This is a genomic window from Actinomadura kijaniata (assembly GCF_014138665.1).
Classification (GTDB): domain Bacteria; phylum Actinomycetota; class Actinomycetes; order Streptosporangiales; family Streptosporangiaceae; genus Spirillospora; species Spirillospora kijaniata.
Window position 1 is genome coordinate 322,901 of record NZ_JACJIA010000007.1, and the last position, 16,742, is coordinate 339,642.

Annotated in this window: 14 protein-coding genes and 1 pseudogene; 2 read left to right on the top strand and 13 right to left on the bottom strand. The window is 75.2% G+C overall.

What is annotated here, in order from left to right:
• Positions 1 to 237: 237 nt before the first annotated feature.
• From HNR61_RS26760 to HNR61_RS26775, 5 genes and pseudogenes are all read right to left on the bottom strand, one after another.
• A complete protein-coding gene (locus HNR61_RS26760; protein ID WP_246443844.1) occupies positions 238 to 684 on the bottom strand; it encodes a thioesterase family protein in 447 nt (148 codons plus the stop codon).
• Entirely contained in the window at positions 677 to 808 is a 132-nt protein-coding gene (locus HNR61_RS49400; protein ID WP_281400582.1) for a hypothetical protein, read from the bottom strand. The genes HNR61_RS26760 and HNR61_RS49400 overlap by 8 nt, the downstream gene beginning before the upstream one ends.
• A 400-nt stretch (positions 809 to 1,208) precedes the next feature.
• Positions 1,209 to 1,377 (bottom strand): annotated as a pseudogene (locus HNR61_RS48255) (transposase); the annotation flags it as partial.
• Between the two features lie 208 nt (positions 1,378 to 1,585).
• Positions 1,586 to 2,320: a PspA/IM30 family protein gene (locus HNR61_RS26770; RefSeq protein ID WP_182845941.1), complete on the bottom strand. Its 735-nt coding sequence runs from the start codon at positions 2,318 to 2,320 to the stop codon at positions 1,586 to 1,588.
• On the bottom strand, positions 2,317 to 4,284 hold the full coding sequence (locus HNR61_RS26775; RefSeq protein WP_182845942.1) for a TPM domain-containing protein: 1,968 nt from the start codon (positions 4,282 to 4,284) through the stop codon (positions 2,317 to 2,319). Before HNR61_RS26775 ends, HNR61_RS26770 begins: the two co-directional genes overlap by 4 nt.
• Before the next feature lie 252 nt (positions 4,285 to 4,536).
• On the opposite strand from HNR61_RS26775, the gene HNR61_RS26780 reads away from it, so the two are divergent.
• Complete coding sequence (locus HNR61_RS26780; RefSeq protein WP_182845943.1) at positions 4,537 to 4,752, top strand: hypothetical protein; 216 nt, start codon at positions 4,537 to 4,539, stop codon at positions 4,750 to 4,752.
• Between the two features lie 204 nt (positions 4,753 to 4,956).
• On the opposite strand, the gene HNR61_RS26785 is transcribed toward HNR61_RS26780, so the two are convergent.
• Together HNR61_RS26785 and HNR61_RS26790 are read right to left on the bottom strand one after the other, a co-directional pair.
• Positions 4,957 to 6,108 carry an acyl-CoA dehydrogenase family protein gene (locus HNR61_RS26785; protein ID WP_182845944.1) on the bottom strand — a complete coding sequence of 384 codons (1,152 nt, stop codon included), beginning with the start codon at positions 6,106 to 6,108 and terminating at the stop codon, positions 4,957 to 4,959.
• An 18-nt stretch (positions 6,109 to 6,126) separates the two neighbouring features.
• Positions 6,127 to 6,621, bottom strand: coding sequence for a MarR family winged helix-turn-helix transcriptional regulator (locus HNR61_RS26790; protein WP_312898111.1), 495 nt, complete (start codon positions 6,619 to 6,621; stop codon positions 6,127 to 6,129).
• Between the two features lie 86 nt (positions 6,622 to 6,707).
• Between HNR61_RS26790 and HNR61_RS26795 the strand changes: the two genes are divergently transcribed.
• Positions 6,708 to 8,807, top strand: a complete 2,100-nt coding sequence (locus HNR61_RS26795; protein WP_182845945.1) for an MMPL family transporter — start codon at positions 6,708 to 6,710, stop codon at positions 8,805 to 8,807.
• Between the two features lie 13 nt (positions 8,808 to 8,820).
• On the opposite strand, the gene HNR61_RS26800 is transcribed toward HNR61_RS26795, so the two are convergent.
• The 6 genes from HNR61_RS26800 to HNR61_RS26825 all read right to left on the bottom strand — a co-directional run bounded on the left by HNR61_RS26800 (position 8,821) and on the right by HNR61_RS26825 (position 16,627).
• A complete protein-coding gene (locus tag HNR61_RS26800) occupies positions 8,821 to 9,999 on the bottom strand; it encodes a winged helix DNA-binding domain-containing protein (RefSeq protein WP_182845946.1) in 1,179 nt (392 codons plus the stop codon).
• A gap of 558 nt (positions 10,000 to 10,557) precedes the next feature.
• Entirely contained in the window at positions 10,558 to 10,896 is a 339-nt protein-coding gene (locus tag HNR61_RS26805; protein ID WP_182845947.1) for a hypothetical protein, read from the bottom strand.
• 156 nt (positions 10,897 to 11,052) lie between these two features.
• Positions 11,053 to 11,451, bottom strand: a complete 399-nt coding sequence (locus tag HNR61_RS26810; RefSeq protein WP_182845948.1) for a hypothetical protein — start codon at positions 11,449 to 11,451, stop codon at positions 11,053 to 11,055.
• A 95-nt stretch (positions 11,452 to 11,546) separates the two neighbouring features.
• A complete protein-coding gene (locus HNR61_RS26815) occupies positions 11,547 to 12,623 on the bottom strand; it encodes a hypothetical protein (RefSeq protein WP_246443791.1) in 1,077 nt (358 codons plus the stop codon).
• Between the two features lie 270 nt (positions 12,624 to 12,893).
• Positions 12,894 to 14,675 carry an ABC transporter ATP-binding protein gene (locus HNR61_RS26820; RefSeq protein ID WP_182845949.1) on the bottom strand — a complete coding sequence of 594 codons (1,782 nt, stop codon included), beginning with the start codon at positions 14,673 to 14,675 and terminating at the stop codon, positions 12,894 to 12,896.
• Positions 14,672 to 16,627, bottom strand: a complete 1,956-nt coding sequence (locus HNR61_RS26825) for an ABC transporter ATP-binding protein (RefSeq protein ID WP_182845950.1) — start codon at positions 16,625 to 16,627, stop codon at positions 14,672 to 14,674. The genes HNR61_RS26820 and HNR61_RS26825 overlap by 4 nt, the downstream gene beginning before the upstream one ends.
• Positions 16,628 to 16,742 lie beyond the last annotated feature (115 nt).

Consider the following 16,742-nt stretch of genomic DNA (forward strand, 5'->3'; position numbering starts at 1 on the left):
GGTGCGGTTCGTGGTTCATGCGAGATTCCGTCGCCGGTGATCATCCAGGGGTCCTCGACGGCGTGTGGTCGTGGGATGCGGCTCTGGGGCGGCTTCTAGCTTTCAACCCCTTGGGGATCCGAGACAACCTCTCAGGTCGGGTGACAAGGCCCCCGGCCGCTCCCTGCCATCGAACCTGAGCCGTCATGACGGCGGCCCGAGCGGGAGCGAGCTGACGCTGGTCTCGGTGAGGTCCGGCTATGGGAGAAGGGCGAGTTGTCGGGACTGGGCGATCAGAGTGCCCTGGAAGTCCCAGATGTCGCAGTCTTCTTCGTGGAAGCCGCCGGTGACGTGCCGGGTGTCGATCTGGCGGGCGAGCCAGCCGGGGGCGGGATGGTTGCGCAGGTGAATGGTCGGTTTACGGTGGCGGAGGGGAGCTCCCCCAGTTCCATGACGGCCGGGTAGGCGGCGCCGGCCAGGAACGGCAGGCTCACCAGGTCGGGCATGGGCGCCAGGGACAGGATACGGCCGTTGGCCTGGTCGAGGTCGGCGAACGCGGCGACGGTGCGCAGGATCCCCTTGCCGTCCTGGCGCATCCGGGCTGTTCCGGGTGCACCGGGCCGGAGAAAGAACGCCGAGGCCACCAACGGATCGCGGAACTCGAAGTGCTGCCGCAGAGCACGAACATCCACCGCCATCAGACAGCCCGCCCGTTGGGGTTGCCGCCGGCGGTGTTCCAGCGCTCGGTGAGCCGGGCGGCATGGATGTCGGCGCCGGCCGAGACGAGCCGGGTGTCCCGGCCGAAGAGGTGCTCAGTGATCTGCTGCATGAGACGGAAGCTACTGAACAGCCGAAAGCTTCCTGGACCTGGAGCGGGCGACGGGCCGCGCCCTCCGCTCGTCGGAACCTCGGCACCGGCTCCGCCGCCCCCCGCAGGCACCTCCACTCCGCAGCGACTCGACGATCAGGACACCCGATCGGAGCGGTCCCCGCCGCCCATGCCCTCAGCATCGCTAACAAAGATCTACGGATGCCTCAGCTTCGATGGCACTGCCTCAGCCCCCGGGCGGAGCCCGGAGCTGTAGTCCCATTGCTCTCGGTCGGATTCGGCCACCACAGCCCATGAGTCCGGCCACACATCAAGCAGCCCCTTCCGGCGATCACGTCGATACGGCGCCGATGACTCTGATCCCGCGACGCCACCATGATCCGCCGGACAGCCCCTGGGACCCGTACCGCTCAGGCACGTCCCGCCAGGCCGCCCCGGCGCGGAACTTCCACACGATCCCGTTCAGCACCCGCCGGTCATCGGCCCGGGGCCGTCCCATCTGCTGCCTTGGGCGGCAACGGCTCCAGCAACTGCCATTTGGCATCGGCCAACTCATGACGACGAACCACCCACCCAAGGATCGCCACCGGACAAACCAGCCACAACTACTTTGACGACAGAACCCAGGGACCTCACCCCAGGGACCGCGCAGCCGCGCCGCGTTGTCTTGCCGCGCCGTCGTGCTGTGCGGCTTCTGCTTGTGTGGTGTTCGTTCGCGTGCACTGCTTCCAGGGGGCGTGAACTTTGACGTCGGGCTCGTTTGCGTTGTTGTCGGGGTCAGGGGACGTCGTGTTGCGGGGAGCGGGCGGCCAGGGCCGCCGGGCCGTGGGCCTTCAGGGCCGCCAGGCGGGCTTCGACCTCGGCTCTGCACTCCAGGCCCGTCAGGGTCTCGAACCGGGTGTCCAGCGGTGAGGCGGCCGGGTCCCGGCGGCCGCGCACCCGCTCCTCCTCGCGCCGCAGCTTCTGCTCGAACCGGGCGACCTCGCTGATGGGGTCCATGGGGTCGGCGTTCCCGGCGGCGTGGGGGAGGCGCGTCCGGGCGGGCAGGTCGTCGCGGCGGTCCCTCAGCTCCGCCAGCCGGGACCGCATGCGCTCGACCCCGGCTCGGAGCCGGTCGACGATCTCCCGTTGGGAGGCGATGGCGGGCGCGGTGGCGCGGGCCTCGGTCTCGGCCTGCAACTGCCGTTCCAGCGCGACCCGGGCGAGGTCGTCGAACCGGTCGGCGTCGGCGGCGTCCCCGGCGGCGCGCAGCCGGTCGGCCTCCTGGCTGGCGGCCAGGGCCCGGCGGCCCCACTCGGCGGCGGCCCGCACGTCCTCGGCGTGGTCGGCCTCCAGCAGCCGCAGGTCCCCGGCCGTCCGGGCGGCCGCCCGCTCGGCCTCGCCGATGGTGTCGGCGTAGTCCCGGACGAGCCGGTCCCGCGCCCGTTCCGGCTCCTCGGCCTCGTCCAGCAGGGCGTGGACGTCGGCCCGCGCGAGCTGGGCCACGCGGCCGACGATGCTCCGCTTGGTCATGGGCGGAAGCCCCCGTGGTCGGTGGTCACGCGGTCGGCGGCCGGGAACGGCCGCCCGCGCCGGACGCGGGTCGCCGGGCCGCCGAAGCCGCCCGCGCCCGCCAGGTCGCCGTCCCCGCCGGGGACGCCCGCGAGCGAGTGGCCCCGCACGTCCCGTTCGGCGAGCTGGCCGGCCTGCTGGCCGAGGGCGGCGGCCTGCTCGGCGGCGGTGAGCGCGGCGACCGGGTCGGGCCCGGCGAGGCCGGCGGCGCGGCCCAGGCGCCGTTCGGCCTCGGCCAGGCGGGTGCGGGCGGTGCTGCCGACCGCGCCGCACCGGGTGGCGATGAGGTCCCGGGCGGCGGCGATCTCGCTGCGCGCCACCAGGATCGCCTGGTCGAGCTGGACGGCGGCGCTGCGCCGCCGCTCCCGTTCGCCGCGCACCCCCGACAGCGCCTCGTCGAGCGCGTCGTGCGCCTCCTGGAGGCGCTGGTGCTCGGCGATCGGGTCGACGGGCCCGGCCGCGAGGTCGGCGCGGACCTGCCGCATGACGCTGCGGGCGCGGGCGATGTGCGGGGCCAGCTCGGCCTGCCACCGCTGCTCGGCGGTGACCAGGGAACGGGCCGCCGCCAGGTCGCGTTCGGTGTCGTCCAGCACGGCGCGCAGCCCGGCCGCGGCCGCCGCCAGCTCGGCCGACCGCCGCCGCACCGCCGCCAGCAGCCGTCCGGCCTGGTCCACGGCGGACTCGGCGGCCCTGATCGCCGGCGCCGCCCGCGCCGGCTCGCCCCGGTCCAGGGCGGCGCGGGCCTCGGCGAGGTTGCGGTCGGCGAGGTCGAGGCGGTCCCGGGCCTGGCCGGGGTTGTCGGCGACGGCGGCGACCGCCGGGGCGGCCAGCTCGCGGCCCATCCGCGCGACCAGGTCCCGGCCCGCCGCGACGCCGGCGGCGACCCGCCGGTGCCGGGCCGCGACCTCGGCGAGGACGGCGGGCGCGTTGGACTCCAGGTCGCGCAGCCGGTCGAACGCGTCGGACCGGGCGTCCAGCCGCCGCCCCGCCTCGGCGCACCGCCGGACGATCTCCTGGAGCACGCGGCGGCGGGCGGCGTCGTCCCTCGGGACCTCGTCGTCGAGCCGCTGCCGCAGCCGGAACGCGACGGTCAGCTGCTCGCGCGCGAACGCGACCGCCTCGGCGAACGGCGCGGCGGCCGCCGCCCCGAACTGCGCCCGCGCGAACCCGACCTCCTGCTCGCTGCCGGTGACCGCGTCGTCGGTCTGCACCAGCAGCAGCGAGGCCCGCGCGTCCAGGTCCGGCAGCGGCTCGGGCCCGGCGGCCGCCGGACCCGCCGCGGGGCGGCGCCGGCCGCACGCGTACAGGTAGACGCCGCCGGCGAGCCCGGCGCCGATCAGCCCGGCCGGCAGCAGCCAGCCCGCGCCGCCGCCCCCGCGCGGGTCCGCCTCGCCCGGCGTGACCCGGGGGCGGGGGATGGTCCGTCCGGCCAGCGCGGCGGCGTACCCGTCGGCCGCGCCGACGGCCGCGCCCGCCCAGTCGTTCTGCCGCAGCGCCGGTTCGACGGCGACCCGCGCGATCTCGCCCATGTCCCCGGCCGGCAACGCGAAGTCGGGATGGGCCGAGACGTGGTACCGGCGGGTGCCGGTCGCGACCGCCATGAGCAGCTCCCGGCGGCCCATGCCGCTGAGGCGGACGGTCTCGGCGGCCCACTCGGCGGGCTCGCGCCCGGAGAAGTCCCGCACGTACACCACGAACAGCCGGACGTCCTCGGCGGAGGACAGCCGGTGCAGCGCCCGCCGCACGGCCGGGCCCCGGCCGTCGAGGGCCCCCACCCGGTCGGTGATCTGGCCGGTGACGGCGAACGGCCCGTCGGCGTGCGCCCGCGGCCCCGCCGCGCACGCCCCCAGGGCCGCGCACGCCGCCAGGCCCGCGAGCGCCCCGAGGGCTCGCCCGGCGGCGTCCCCGGCCGGTGTCTGCGCCAATGTCCCCCCACTCGCCCCTTCGTCGGAGCGGTCATGCCCCGCGGAAAACCGGCGATCACCGGGGTTGGGGGAGAGATGACCGGGTCATGGCGGCGGATTGGCCCCGCCGTCCCCGGGCGGGCCGGGGACGGCGACGGGGCAGGGGATGGCCGTGCGTGTCCGCCGGGGCCTGGGAACGCACGCTGATCTCCAGGCCCCGCCGCACCCGGGCCGCGGCGGAGGGCCGGGTCACGCTTCGGTACCCTGTCGCGCATGGCCGAAGAGACCCGCGAGGACGCCGAGCTCGCGCTCGCCGTCGCCCGCTACAAGGACGCCCTGGAGCAGAAGGAGGCCGCCAGGGCCGCCCTGTTCGACGCGGCCGCGGCGGCCGTCCGCGCGGGGCGCACCCCCGAGGAACTGGCCGCCGAGACCCCGTTCAGCGCGGCCGACATCCGCCGGCAGGTCCGCGAACGGGGAGTCGGGACCTAGGGCCTGTTTCAAAGTGGGCCTCAGCCGCGCACGCGAGCGCGTTACCTGACCTGCGGGCCCGACGCCGAAGGCGAGGGCCCGCAGGTCAGATCGCGAAGCGATGTCGCGCTCGCCGAGCCCTGGTGAGGTGCGAGCCGCCAGGCGAGCGCCGTGGGCCAGGGCTTTGAAACACGGCCTAACCCCCCCGGGGGACGGCCGGGCGGGTCAGTGGCCCGCGGCCTTGGCGAGGTGGCGGCCGATCACCATGCGCTGGATCTGGTTGGTGCCCTCGAAGATCTGCATGACCTTCGCCTCGCGCATGTACCGCTCGACCGGGAAGTCCCGGGTGTAGCCGTAGCCGCCGAGGACCTGCACCGCGTCGGTGGTGACCTTCATGGCCGCGTCGGTGGCGACCAGCTTGGCGATCGACGCCTGCCGGGAGAACGGCAGCCCGGCGTCCTTGCGGCGCGCCGCCTCCAGGTACATGGCCCGCGCCGACTCCACGGCGGCGGCCATGTCGGCGAGCAGGAACGACAGCCCCTGGTTGGCGATGATGGGGCGGCCGAACTGCTCGCGCTGGGTCGCGTAGGTCACCGCGTGGTCGAGGGCGCCCTGCGCCAGGCCCACCGCGCACGCGGCGATGCCGAGGCGGCCCGAGTCCAGCGCCGACAGCGCGATCGGGAAGCCCTGCCCCTCCGCGCCGAGCCGCCACCCGGCGGGCACGGCGACGTCGTCGAAATGTAGCTGGGCGGTGGTGGAGCCGGTCAGGCCCATCTTGCGTTCGGGCGGCCCGAACGACAGTCCCTCCAGCTGTCCCTCGATCAGGAAGCAGGAGATGCCGCGCCCGCCCTCGTCGGAGGTGCGGGCGAACAGCACGTAGAAGTCGGCCTCGCCGCCGTGGGTGATCCACGCCTTGGAGCCGGTGACGCGGTAGCCCTCGCCGTCGCGGACCGCGCGGGTGGTCAGCGCGCCCGCGTCGGACCCGGCCTGCGCCTCCGACAGCGCGTACCCGCCGAGCAGCTCGCCGCCCAGCAGGTCGGGCAGCTGCTTCTTCTGCTCGTCGTCGCCGAACGCGGACAGCGGGTAGCAGGCCAGGGTGTGGACGCTGACGCCGACGGCGACCGACGCCCACACCGACGCGATCTCCTCCAGGACCTGGAGGTAGACCTCGTAGGGCTGGCCGCCGCCGCCGTGCTCCTCGGGGTAGGGCAGGCCGAGCAGCCCGGCGCGGCCCAGCAGGCGGAACACCTCGCGCGGGAACGCGGCGGCCTCCTCGGCGGGCGCGGCGCGGGGGGCCAGTTCCTTCGTGACGATCTCGCGGGTCAGCGCGATCAGATCTTCGGCTTCGGGGGTGGGAAGCATGCGTTCAGCGGGCATGGCACCCATCTTGGCGGATCAGGGTTCCCTCGCGCCCGACCCGGGGTGCCCCAGGGACCGCAGGTCGGCGAGTTCCTCGTTCATGGCGCGGACGAAACGGAGGACGGTGCGCAGTTCGTCCTCGTCGAACCGGTCCCGCGCGGCGCGGGTCGCCTCCGACAGCGGGCGGAAGAACTCGGCGGCCAGCCGCTTGGCGCCCGACTCGTAGTGCAGGTAGACGACGCGGCGGTCGTGGGAGTCGCGGACCCGGCGGACGTGCCCGGCGCGTTCGAGCCGGTCCAGGCAGGCCGAGACCGCGCCGGAGGTGAGGTTCAGCTGCGCGCGCAGCCGCCCGGGGGTCATGGGGCGCCCCGGCGGGCGCGCGGGCGCGTCCAGGATCGCCGCCAGGGCCTGGACGTCGGTGGGGTGCAGGTGGTGGGCGCGGGCGAACTCGTGCGCGATGCGGTTGAACTCGCTGTTCATCCGGCGCAGCTCGACGGCGAACGCCCGTAGGTCGGTGGAGGGATCTTCCACCTCGCCAGCCTACATTAGTTCAATGGTTGAGATACTCGATTATTGAGATATCGTGGGGTGTCCGTACTCTCACCGCGAGGAACCACATGACAGCCCGAACCCGACGTCTCCGATGGCTCGTCCCGGCCGTCCTGCTCGTGGCCTGGCTCGGCGTGGGCGGCGCGTTCGGCCCGTTCGCGGGCCGCCTCGGCGAGGTCGCCACCAACGACCAGGCCGCCTTCCTTCCCCAGAGCGCCGAGTCCACACGCGTGCTGGAGGCCCAGAAGGCGTTCGCCTCCGACGAGACGCTGCCCGCCATCGTCGTGTGGACCACCGAGGGCTCCCCGGTGACCGACGCGCAGCGCCAGGCCGCCACGCGGGCGCTGGCCTCCGTGCGCGACCTGACCGCCTCGGGCGAGGTGTCGCCCGCCCTGCCCTCCGGGGACGGCCGGGCGCTCCAGGGCGTGGTGCCGCTCCCGCCGGACGCGGAGGAACGGCTGCCGCAGCTCCTCGACCGGATCCGCGCCGCCGCCGAGGGGGTCCCCGACGCGCGGGCGCAGATCGCCGGGCCCGCCGCGACCCGGGCCGACCTGTCGGAGGCGTTCGCCGGGATCGACGGGCTGCTGCTGGGGGTCGCGCTGGCGGCGGTGCTGGTGATCCTGCTGCTGGTGTACCGCTCGGTGCTGCTGCCCCTGGTGATCATCGTGGGGTCGGTGCTGGCGCTGGCGGTGGCCTGCGCGCTGGTGTACGCGCTGGCCGACCGCGGCGTGGTGCGCGTGGACGGGCAGGTCCAGGGGATCCTGTCGATCCTGGTCATCGGCGCCGCCACCGACTACGCGCTGCTGCTGGCCGCCCGGTTCGGCGAGGAGTACGCGGCGCGGGGCGACCGGTTCGCCGCCGGGCGGGCCGCGCTGCGCCGCGCGTTCGGCCCGATCGTCGCCAGCGCCGCCACGGTCGCGCTCGGCCTGCTGGCGCTGCTGCTGAGCAGCCTCACCAACAACCGGGCGCTGGGGCCGGTCGGCGCGATCGGCATCGCCTGCGCGGTGCTCAGCGCCCTCACGTTCCTGCCCGCCGCCCTGGTACTGCTCGGCCGCGCCGCGTACTGGCCCGGCCGTCCCCGGCCCGCCGACGACGGCGGGCGCGGGATCTGGCGGCGCGTCGCCGCGCTGGTGGGGCGCAGCCCGCGCCGGATCTGGGTGGCGACCCTGCTCCCGCTGGTGGCGTGCGCGGCGTTCACCCCGCTGCTGAACGCCCGGGGCGTCCCGCTGGACGAGACCTTCGTCAACGACGCCCCGTCGGTCGCCGCGCAGCAGGCCCTCGGCCGCCACTTCCCCGGCGGCTCCGGCCAGCCCGCCGTGATCATCGCCGACGCCGCGCACGCCGACGCGGTGGCCCGGGCCGCCCGGGTGCCCGGCGTCGCGGACGTCACCGCCGCCGGCGACGGCGGCCGGCCCCGCGTGGTGAACGGCCGGGTGCGGCTCGACGCCACCCTGCGCGACGCCGCCGACGCCGCCGCCGCCGAGCGGACCGTCGAACGGCTGCGCGCCGCCGTGCACGCCGTGCCCGGCGCGGACGCGATCGTCGGCGGCCGCACCGCCCAGCAGATCGACACCCAGGCCGCCGCCGCCCGCGACCGCACCGTGATCGTCCCGGTCGTGCTGGCGGTCATCCTGGCGATCCTGATGGCGCTGCTGCGGTCCCTGGTCACGCCGGTGGTGCTGGTCGCCACCGTGGCGGTGAGCTTCCTGGCCACCCTCGGCATCGCGGCGCTGGTCTTCCGCCACGGCTTCGGGTTCTCCGGCACCGACGCCTCGGTGCCGCTGTACGGCTTCGTGTTCCTGGTGGCGCTCGGCGTCGACTACAACATCTTCCTGATGTCGCGCGTCCGGGAGGAGACGGCCCGGCACGGCGTCCGCCAGGGGGTGCTGCGCGGCCTCACCACGACCGGCGGCGTCATCACCTCGGCGGGCGTGGTGCTGGCGGCGACGTTCGCGGCGCTGGCGGTGATCCCGCTGGCGTTCCTGGCGCAGATCGCCTTCATCGTCGCGTTCGGCGTGCTGCTCGACACCCTGGTGGTGCGGTCGCTGCTGGTCCCGGCGCTCACCCTGGACCTCGGCCGCCGGGCGTGGTGGCCCGGCGCGCTCGCCCGGCCCTCGGCCGCGCGGAGCGAGGAGCCCCGCCCGGCCGTGCCGTCGGGACGCGGCTGAGGCCGCGGGCGGGTCAGCCGGTCAGCTCGCGCTCCAGCGGGGTGCGGAACCGCGGGGTGACCCGGATCTCCCCGATCCAGGCGGCGGTCCGCCGCGCCTCGGCGTCGATCGCGGCGGCGGCGTCGGCGCCGACGTCCTCCAGCAGCCGGACGGCGACCTCGCCGTCCGGGCGCTGGGCCCAGCCGCCGACGATCCGGCCGTCCCACCACACGGTGGGGCCGATGTTGCCGTTGCGGTCGAACAGCGCCGGGGCGTGGTCGCCCAGGTACCAGCCGCGTTCCTGCCAGCCCATCGGGGTGGGGTCCAGGGCGGGCAGCAGCGCCGCCCAGGGCTCGGGCGCGGCGACCGGCTCCAGGTCGTCGGCCAGCACCAGCCCGGCCCGCCCGCCGTCGAGCGTCACCTCGACGGTGTCGACCGTGGCCAGGGCCTTGCGGACGTCGGTCAGGGACCAGCCCGTCCACCACTTCAGGTCCGCGACCGGGGCGGGGCCGAACGCCCGCAGCCACCGCCGCACCAGCTCGGCGCGGGCCTGGTCGGCGGGCATCCGCGGGACGCCGCCGGGCAGCCACGCCTCGACCGGCGCCCACCGGTACTGGCTGCTGATCCAGGTGCCGTTGGGGCGGCCCCGCACGATCAGCCCCTCGCAGCCCAGCGTCACCAGCACCCAGGTGGTGACCGAGACGGGCTTGGAGTAGGACTTGCCGGGCGCGGGGTCGACCTTGGTGCGCAGCCGGGGCTCGGCGGCGCTGAGCTGCGCGCCGGTCGCCTCGCCCTTCTCCAGCAGGATCCGGTGGGTGCTGCGCTCCACCTCCCGCCACCAGGCGTCCACGTCGTCGACGACCCCCGCCTGCTCCAGGAACCGGCCGTAGGTGCGGCGCTGCTTGGCGGCCAGGCCGTCGGCGACCGCCGCCTGCAACACCGGGACCAGCCCGACCGGCGCGACGAACATCGTGCGCCGCATCGCCAGCATCCGCAGCAGCGTCCGGTCGTCGTACAGGGCGCGTTCCACGTCGGCGGGCGTCGCGGTCGCGCTGCGGGCGGCGACCGACAGGAACACCGTGGCGGGGTCGGTGGCGTGCAGCACCACCAGGGAGTCCGCGATCCCGGGAACGTCGCCGGTGCGGGCGGTGACGGCGAGCCGGTGGCGCGTCGCCAGCCGGGCCCGCCGCTCGTCGGTGCCGATGTGTCGCATGTGCGGCAGCCTAGATCGTTGGTGGGGAATCGCTGAACCGGGCGCGTGCATGGGGAAGGGCGCCCATGGCCGCGCCCGGCCTGGCGTTCCCGTCCTGACTGCGGCAGTCCTGGTTGCGCCAGCGCATCGTGGCGCTCAACGCCGCCATCCGGCACCACCGGCTGATCGGCGCACCCGTCAAACGCCCACTGATCGCCTACGACCACTGACCGGCCACGGCATTTCCCATCAACGATCTAGCCGGGCGCCGCCCGGCGCTGCGCGTTCGGTGACCATCGGCGGGCCGGGTGATGACCCGGTAGCGGATGGCACCGACCACAGCCGCCGGCCGTCGGCGTCTACCGCCACGGCGCGATGGCTGCTCTGCCGACGTCGATACCGACCCAGACCACCTCGGGAAGCGTCGCCCGGACTGCCTCTCGCGTTCGCAGGTCACCCTGATCACCGGCGTCAGCGGTGTGGCTTGCTCTGGAGCCGGGCGTGTCAGCGCATCGCGGCGCTCAGCGCCGCCACCTGGCACGACTGCTCATCGACGCACCGGCCGAACGCTCCGGCCGGTCACGGGTTGAGCGACACCCTGGCGACGACCTTGTCCTTGGTCACGGAGGTGACGTCCACGTCGACGCCGCCGTCGGCCTGCTGCCCGCCGTCGCTCACCGGGACGGTGATCTGCTGGCTGCCGACCTTGAGGGTGACGTTGTCGCCCTGCACGCCCACCAGCTCGACCTTGACGCCGAGGATGCTCGCGCTGGCGTCCACGCCCCGGTTGAACGTCACGGTGCAGGTGTTGCCCTTGCAGTCGGTGGTGGCGTTCTCGCTGCTACAGGCGGCCGCCGCGGCCAGGGGCAGCAGCAGGACGGGGAGCACGGCCAGTTTCCGGCGAACCGATGAGATCATGTCTCCGAGTCTAGGAACCGGGACCCCGTACGGTCGCCCTTCCGCAGGTGGAACCGCATGCGGCGCCCGTAGTACCCGGAGATGATTTCGGGACTACGCCGGATCCTCCCGGCCCCGCCGTGCGTCCCAGGGGAATGCCCGCCGGCGGGCCGCCCGTCAGCCGCCGTGGTGGGCGCCGTTCATGACCGTCCCGCCGAGGGTGCCGCGCAGCGCCTCCAGGGTCTGCGGGGTGCCGACGGCGACCCAGCGGTTGCCGACCAGGTACGAGCCGCCCCACGGCTTGGCCTCCGCCAGCCACGCCTTCTGGCCCTGGTCGCTGCTGAACCCGACCAGGGTGTAGCGGCCCCGGGCGGTCTGGCAGGCGCCCTGCTGGAGCTCCTCGGCGGCGCGCTTGGAGCTGAGCGAGCAGCCCGTCCTGGCGGCGAGCTGCTCGATGGTCGCCGGTTCGGCGGCCGCGCCCGCGGCGTGGCCGCCGTGCTGGGAGGTCCCGGAGCAACCGGCCGCCAGCGCGGCCGCGGCCGCGGCCAGGGAACCGATCCGGAGCAGGGAAACCATGGCCCGTCCTCTCGACGACTTCGCGTGATCTGACGGGTGGTACGCGGCGGCGGGCCCCCCGGTTCAGTCGCGGGCCGCCCGGTCCGGGCCCCGGCTCAGCCGACCAGCCGGGCGGCGGCGGTGGCGCGCACCCCGGGCTCCTCGGCGGTGTCGTGGTGCAGGCGTTGCAGCCGGACGCGGCTCTCGGGGGTCAGGGGGGCGGTCTGGGCGGCGATCTCGCGCACGCCCTCCTCGCAGTCCCAGAGCCCCTCGAACGTGAAGGACTCGGCGGTGTGCGGCGCGGTCCGGGTCAGCGCGGTCAGCACACGTGGTCGTAGAAGGGCGTAGGTGGACTCGGTCCAGGCGTTCTTCAACAGGGGGACGGCCTCGCCGGCGCGCAGCCGGCCCAGCCCCTCGATCGGCCCGGCGGCCTCGCCCCACTCGCGGCGGCCGAGCGCGTCCTCCAGCTCCCGCATGAGCAGCGGGATGTCCTGGCGGGTGCCGTGCCGGGCCAGGAGGCGCAGCCCCATGTCGGCGCAGGCGCCCCGGGCCATCACCCAGGCGCGGGCGCGGGGCAGCGCCTCGGGCCCGTACTCGCCCAGCGCGCGGCGCACCACCCCGCCCCATCGGCTGTCGCGGCGCTGGGGCAGCACCTCCTCGGCCAGGTCCAGCAGGCCGGGGGCGCGTCTGCGGCCCAGCTCGAAGATGGCGGCCACGGCGCCGTCGGCGCCGCTGCGGGCCAGCGCGAGCAGCTCGTCCTCGGACCGGACGGGGCGGTCGGCCGGGACGCCGGACGGTCGCCGCCGCCGGACGACCGAGCGGCGGCGGTCCACGGCGGCGGCGACGCGCGGCTGCCGGTCGGCCCACACGTCGATCACCGGATTGCTCGGCCCGGCGACCAGGTCGTCCAGCTCGGCGTCGTCACAGCGCGCCGTGACCAGGCGGTCCAGCCCGATCGCCAGCGACGGGTCGCGCAGCTCCACCATCTCGATCACGGCGTCGAACCAGTGCGGCCCCTCCTCGGCGTACCGGCGCAGCACCCCGGCCGCCTCGTGGCGGCTCAGCCGCACCAGGTCGCCCAGCACCGTCAGCGGCAGCTCCACGCCCGCGCCGTCGGGGTCGGCGGCGTCCGGGCCGGACGGATCGAACAGCGCCTCGGCCACCGGCCCCGTCGGCAACTCCAGGTCGATCATGAGTCGTGCGTAATACAGGCCACGTGACTCGACCCGACGGTCCCAACGCGGATCGCGGCGTATGCAGTCATAGACGTACTCGCCCGCGCCCCGCCTGTCCGCCGCGCGACGCGCGGCCCTGCCCAGGCCACGCTGCAGTTGCCCGTGCAGCGTGCCCGCCGATTCCAACACGACCTCGTTACTCACCTCAGCAGAATGCGCACGAGACCAGATTTCGGGCAAGTGCTTTAGCGTCGAACCACAGGTCACCTCCGCCGGCCGGGCGCCGGATCAGATGGATCTCTGCGCCACCCAGGAGGCGTGCAGGTCGGCGTAGACGCCCGGCTCCTCGACCAGCTTGGCGTGCGGGCCGCGCTGCACGATGCGCCCCTCGTCGAACACCAGGACCTCGTCGGCGGCCTCGGCGGTGGACATCCGGTGCGCGATGGAGATCGCGGTGCGGCCGCGCGTGACGCCGTCCAGGGCCCGCTGGAGGCGGACCTCGGTGGCCGGGTCGACCGCCGAGGTCGCCTCGTCCAGCACCAGCAGGTCGGGGGCGGCGACGTAGGCGCGGGCGAGCGCGACCAGCTGCCGCTCCCCGGCCGACAGCGACTCGCCGCGCTGCCCGACCGGCGTCTCCAGGCCGCGCGGCAGCCCCTCCAGCCAGTCGGCCAGCCCCAGCTCGGTCATGGCCAGCAGCAGGTCCTCGTCGGTGGCGCCGGGCCTGCCGTAGCGGATGTTGTCGGCGAGGGTGGCGTCGAACAGGAACCCGTCCTGGGGGACCATCACGATCCGCTCGCGCAGCGAGGAGAACCGGACCCGGTCCAGCGCGACGCCGTCCACCAGCACCCGCCCGGAGGTGGGGTCCATCAGCCGGGTCAGCAGCTTGGCGAACGTCGTCTTGCCCGACCCGGTCTCCCCGACGATCGCGACGCGGCTGCGCGGCGCGATGTCCACGGTCACCCCGTGCAGCACGGGACGGCCGCCGGGGTAGGCGAACCCGACGTCCTCGAACCGCACCTCGATCGGCCCGCGCGGCAGCGTCTCGCCCTTGTCGCCGGGGTCGGCGACGTCGGGCTCGGTGTCCAGGACGCCCAGCACGCGCCGCCATCCGGCGATGGCGTTCTGGGCCTCGTTGAGGACCTCGGTGGCGGTCTGCATCGGGCTGACGAACAGCGTCACCAGGAACAGGAACGCCACCAGCTCGCCGGCCGTCAGGTGCCCGCCGACGCCGAGCAGCGTCCCGGCCACCACGACCCCGGCGGTCGCCACGGCCGCGACCAGCTCGCTGGTGGGGAACGTCAGCGCCACCAGCCCCTGCGCGCGGGTCTGCGCCTTCTTGGCGGCCTCCACGGTGACGTCCACCTTGGCGGCGGTGCGCTCCTCCGACCCGTAGGCGCGGATCACCGAGGCGCCCACCACCGACTCGCTGACGGCGGCCAGCAGGTCGCCCATGCGCTCGCGGACGCGCGTGTAGGCGGCCGACACCAGGCGCTGGAAGCGGCGCAGCGCGAACGCCAGCGGCAGGAACGCCACCCACACCAGCAGCGCCAGCGGCCAGGAGTAGACCGCCATCAGCACGCTGGCGACCAGCAGCTGCCCCACCGACACGATGATCATCAGCCCGCCCCACTGCATGAACTGGCTGATCTGGTCGACGTCGCCGGTCACCCGCGACACCAGCGCGCCGCGCCGCTCGCCGCTCTGGGTGAGCATCGACAGGTCGTGGACGTGCCGGAACGCCCGGGTCCGCAGCGCCGCCAGGCCCGTCTCGGTGCTGCGGTAGAGCCGCACGTTCATCAGGTAGGCGCTGACGGCGGTGGTCAGCACCGCCACCGCGCACAGCAGCACCGCCGTGCGCACGAACGGGATGTCGGGGCCGCCGGTGCCGGTCAGGCCCTTGTCGATGGTCTGCTGCACCGCGATCGGCACCACGACGCGGCCCGCCGTGGCGAGCAGCGCCAGCAGCAGCGTCCCGGCCAGCCCGGCGCGGAACTCGGGGGTCAGCCGCAGCCCGCGCCGCAGGGTGCTGAACGCGCCCTCGGTGGCGGCGGTCTCGCTCAGAGCGGTCAACGCAGGGCCTCCTCGCCGGTCTCGTTCCCGAGCGCCTCGCCCTCGGTCGTCTCGTTCTCCACCGCCTCCTGCTCGGCCTCGGCCCGCTCGTAGGCGTTGACCAGGTTCCGGTAGCCCTCGGAACGCTCCAGCAGCTCGGCGTGGGCGCCGCGGTCCAGGACCCGGCCGTGCTCGACGTACACGACCTCGTCGGCCAGCGCGATGGTGGCCTTGCGGTAGGCGACCACGACGACGGTCACGCCGTCCCCGCCCTCCCGCAGGCCCGCCAGGATGCGCTGCTCGACCTGCGGGTCCACCGCCGAGGTGGCGTCGTCCAGCACCAGCAGGCGGGGCCGCCGGGCCAGGGCGCGGGCCAGCGCCAGGCGCTGCCGCTGCCCGCCCGACAGCGTCGCGCCGCGCTCGCCGACGCGGGTGTCCAGCCCGTCCGGCAGCGCGGCGACGAACCCGTCGGCCTGCGCCAGCCGCAGCGCCTCCCACACCCGGTCGTCGGGGACGTCCTGGCCGAGGGTGATGTTGCCGCGCACGGTGTCGTCGAACAGGAACGTCTGCTGCGGCACCAGCGCGGCGGTCGCGGCGACGCCGCCGTGCCGCAGGTCCCGCAGGTCGGTGCCGTCCAGCAGCACCGACCCGTCGTGCGGGTCGACCAGGCGCACCAGCAGGGAGGTGAGGGTGGACTTGCCCGAGCCGGTCGGGCCGACCACCGCGACCGTGCGGCCGGGGGCGGCGCCGAACGACACGTCGTGCAGCACCCGCGCCGGGCCGTCCTCGGTCTCGTAGGCGAAGCGCACCCCCCGGACCTCCAGGTCCGCGGCCGAGCCGGAGGCGGGCTCGGCCGCGCCGTAGGGCAGCGATCCGCCCGCGTCCAGCACGCCGCGCACCTGCCGCCAGCCGACGACGCTGCGCGGCACCTCCGCCAGCACCCAGCCCAGCGCCCGGATCGGGAACGCCAGCAGCGTGAACAGGTAGGCGACCTGCACCAGGTCCCCGGCCGTCATCGCGCCCGACCGCAGCCGCAGCGACCCGATCATCAGCACGGCCAGCACGCCCAGGCTCGGCAGGGCCTCCAGCACCGGGTCGAACAGGCCCCGGACCCGGCCGACGGCGATGTTGGCGTCGCGCAGCGCGGCGGCGCGCCCGGCGAACCGCTCGGTCTCGGCGGTCTCGCGGCCCAGGGTCTTGACGACCAGGCCGCCCTCGAAGCTCTCGTGGGCGACCTCCGACACCTCGGCGCGCAGCTGCTGGGCGTGGGTGGCGACCGGGGCGAGCCGGCGCTGGTAGACGACGTTGAGCAGGGCGATGGCCGGGAAGACCAGGAAGCCCACCAGCGCCACGGTCACGTCGGTCAGCAGGATCGACACCGCCGCGATCAGCAGCATGAACACCACGCCGACCGCCATCGGCAGCGGCGCGATCGGGGCCCAGGACGCCTCGACGTCGGCGTTGGCGTTGGACAGCAGCTGCCCGGTGGGGTGGCGGTGGTGCCAGGCCAGCGGCAGCCTCAGGTACTGGCGGGTCACGGCGCGGCGGTAACGGGCCTGCATCCGGTACTGCATGAGCCCGGCGTAGAAGCGGCGGCCCGCCACGCCCAGGGCCTTCAGCGCCGACACCGCGACGATCGCGGCGGCGGCCAGCGCCAGCGCGCCCGCCGTGGTGCGGCCCTCCCGGAACGCCGGGAGCACCACGTGCTCGGTGACCCGGCCCAGCACCGTGGCGGTGCCGACGGTCATCGCCGCGTACAGCACGCTGGCGGCCACCGACAGCGCGAACACCCACGGCTCGGCCCGGACGGCGACCCACAGCACCCCCAGCCCCTCGCGGAGGACGCGCGGGTTGACACGGGAAGATCCTGGCGGCACGGCGACTCCTTCACATCCTTCACACACGGCGGCGCCCGGGGGTGCCCCCTCATGCGGCGGAATATGGGGGTTTGCGGGCCTGATACTCCCTACCATCCGCGACGGACGCTTATTCCCCGGAGGACCGCGCCGGGAGGGGCGGCCGCGGCGGGCGGGGCGCCGGTGGCCGGTGCCGAGACGTCGGGGCAGGTCGGCCGGGGCGGATGGCCCG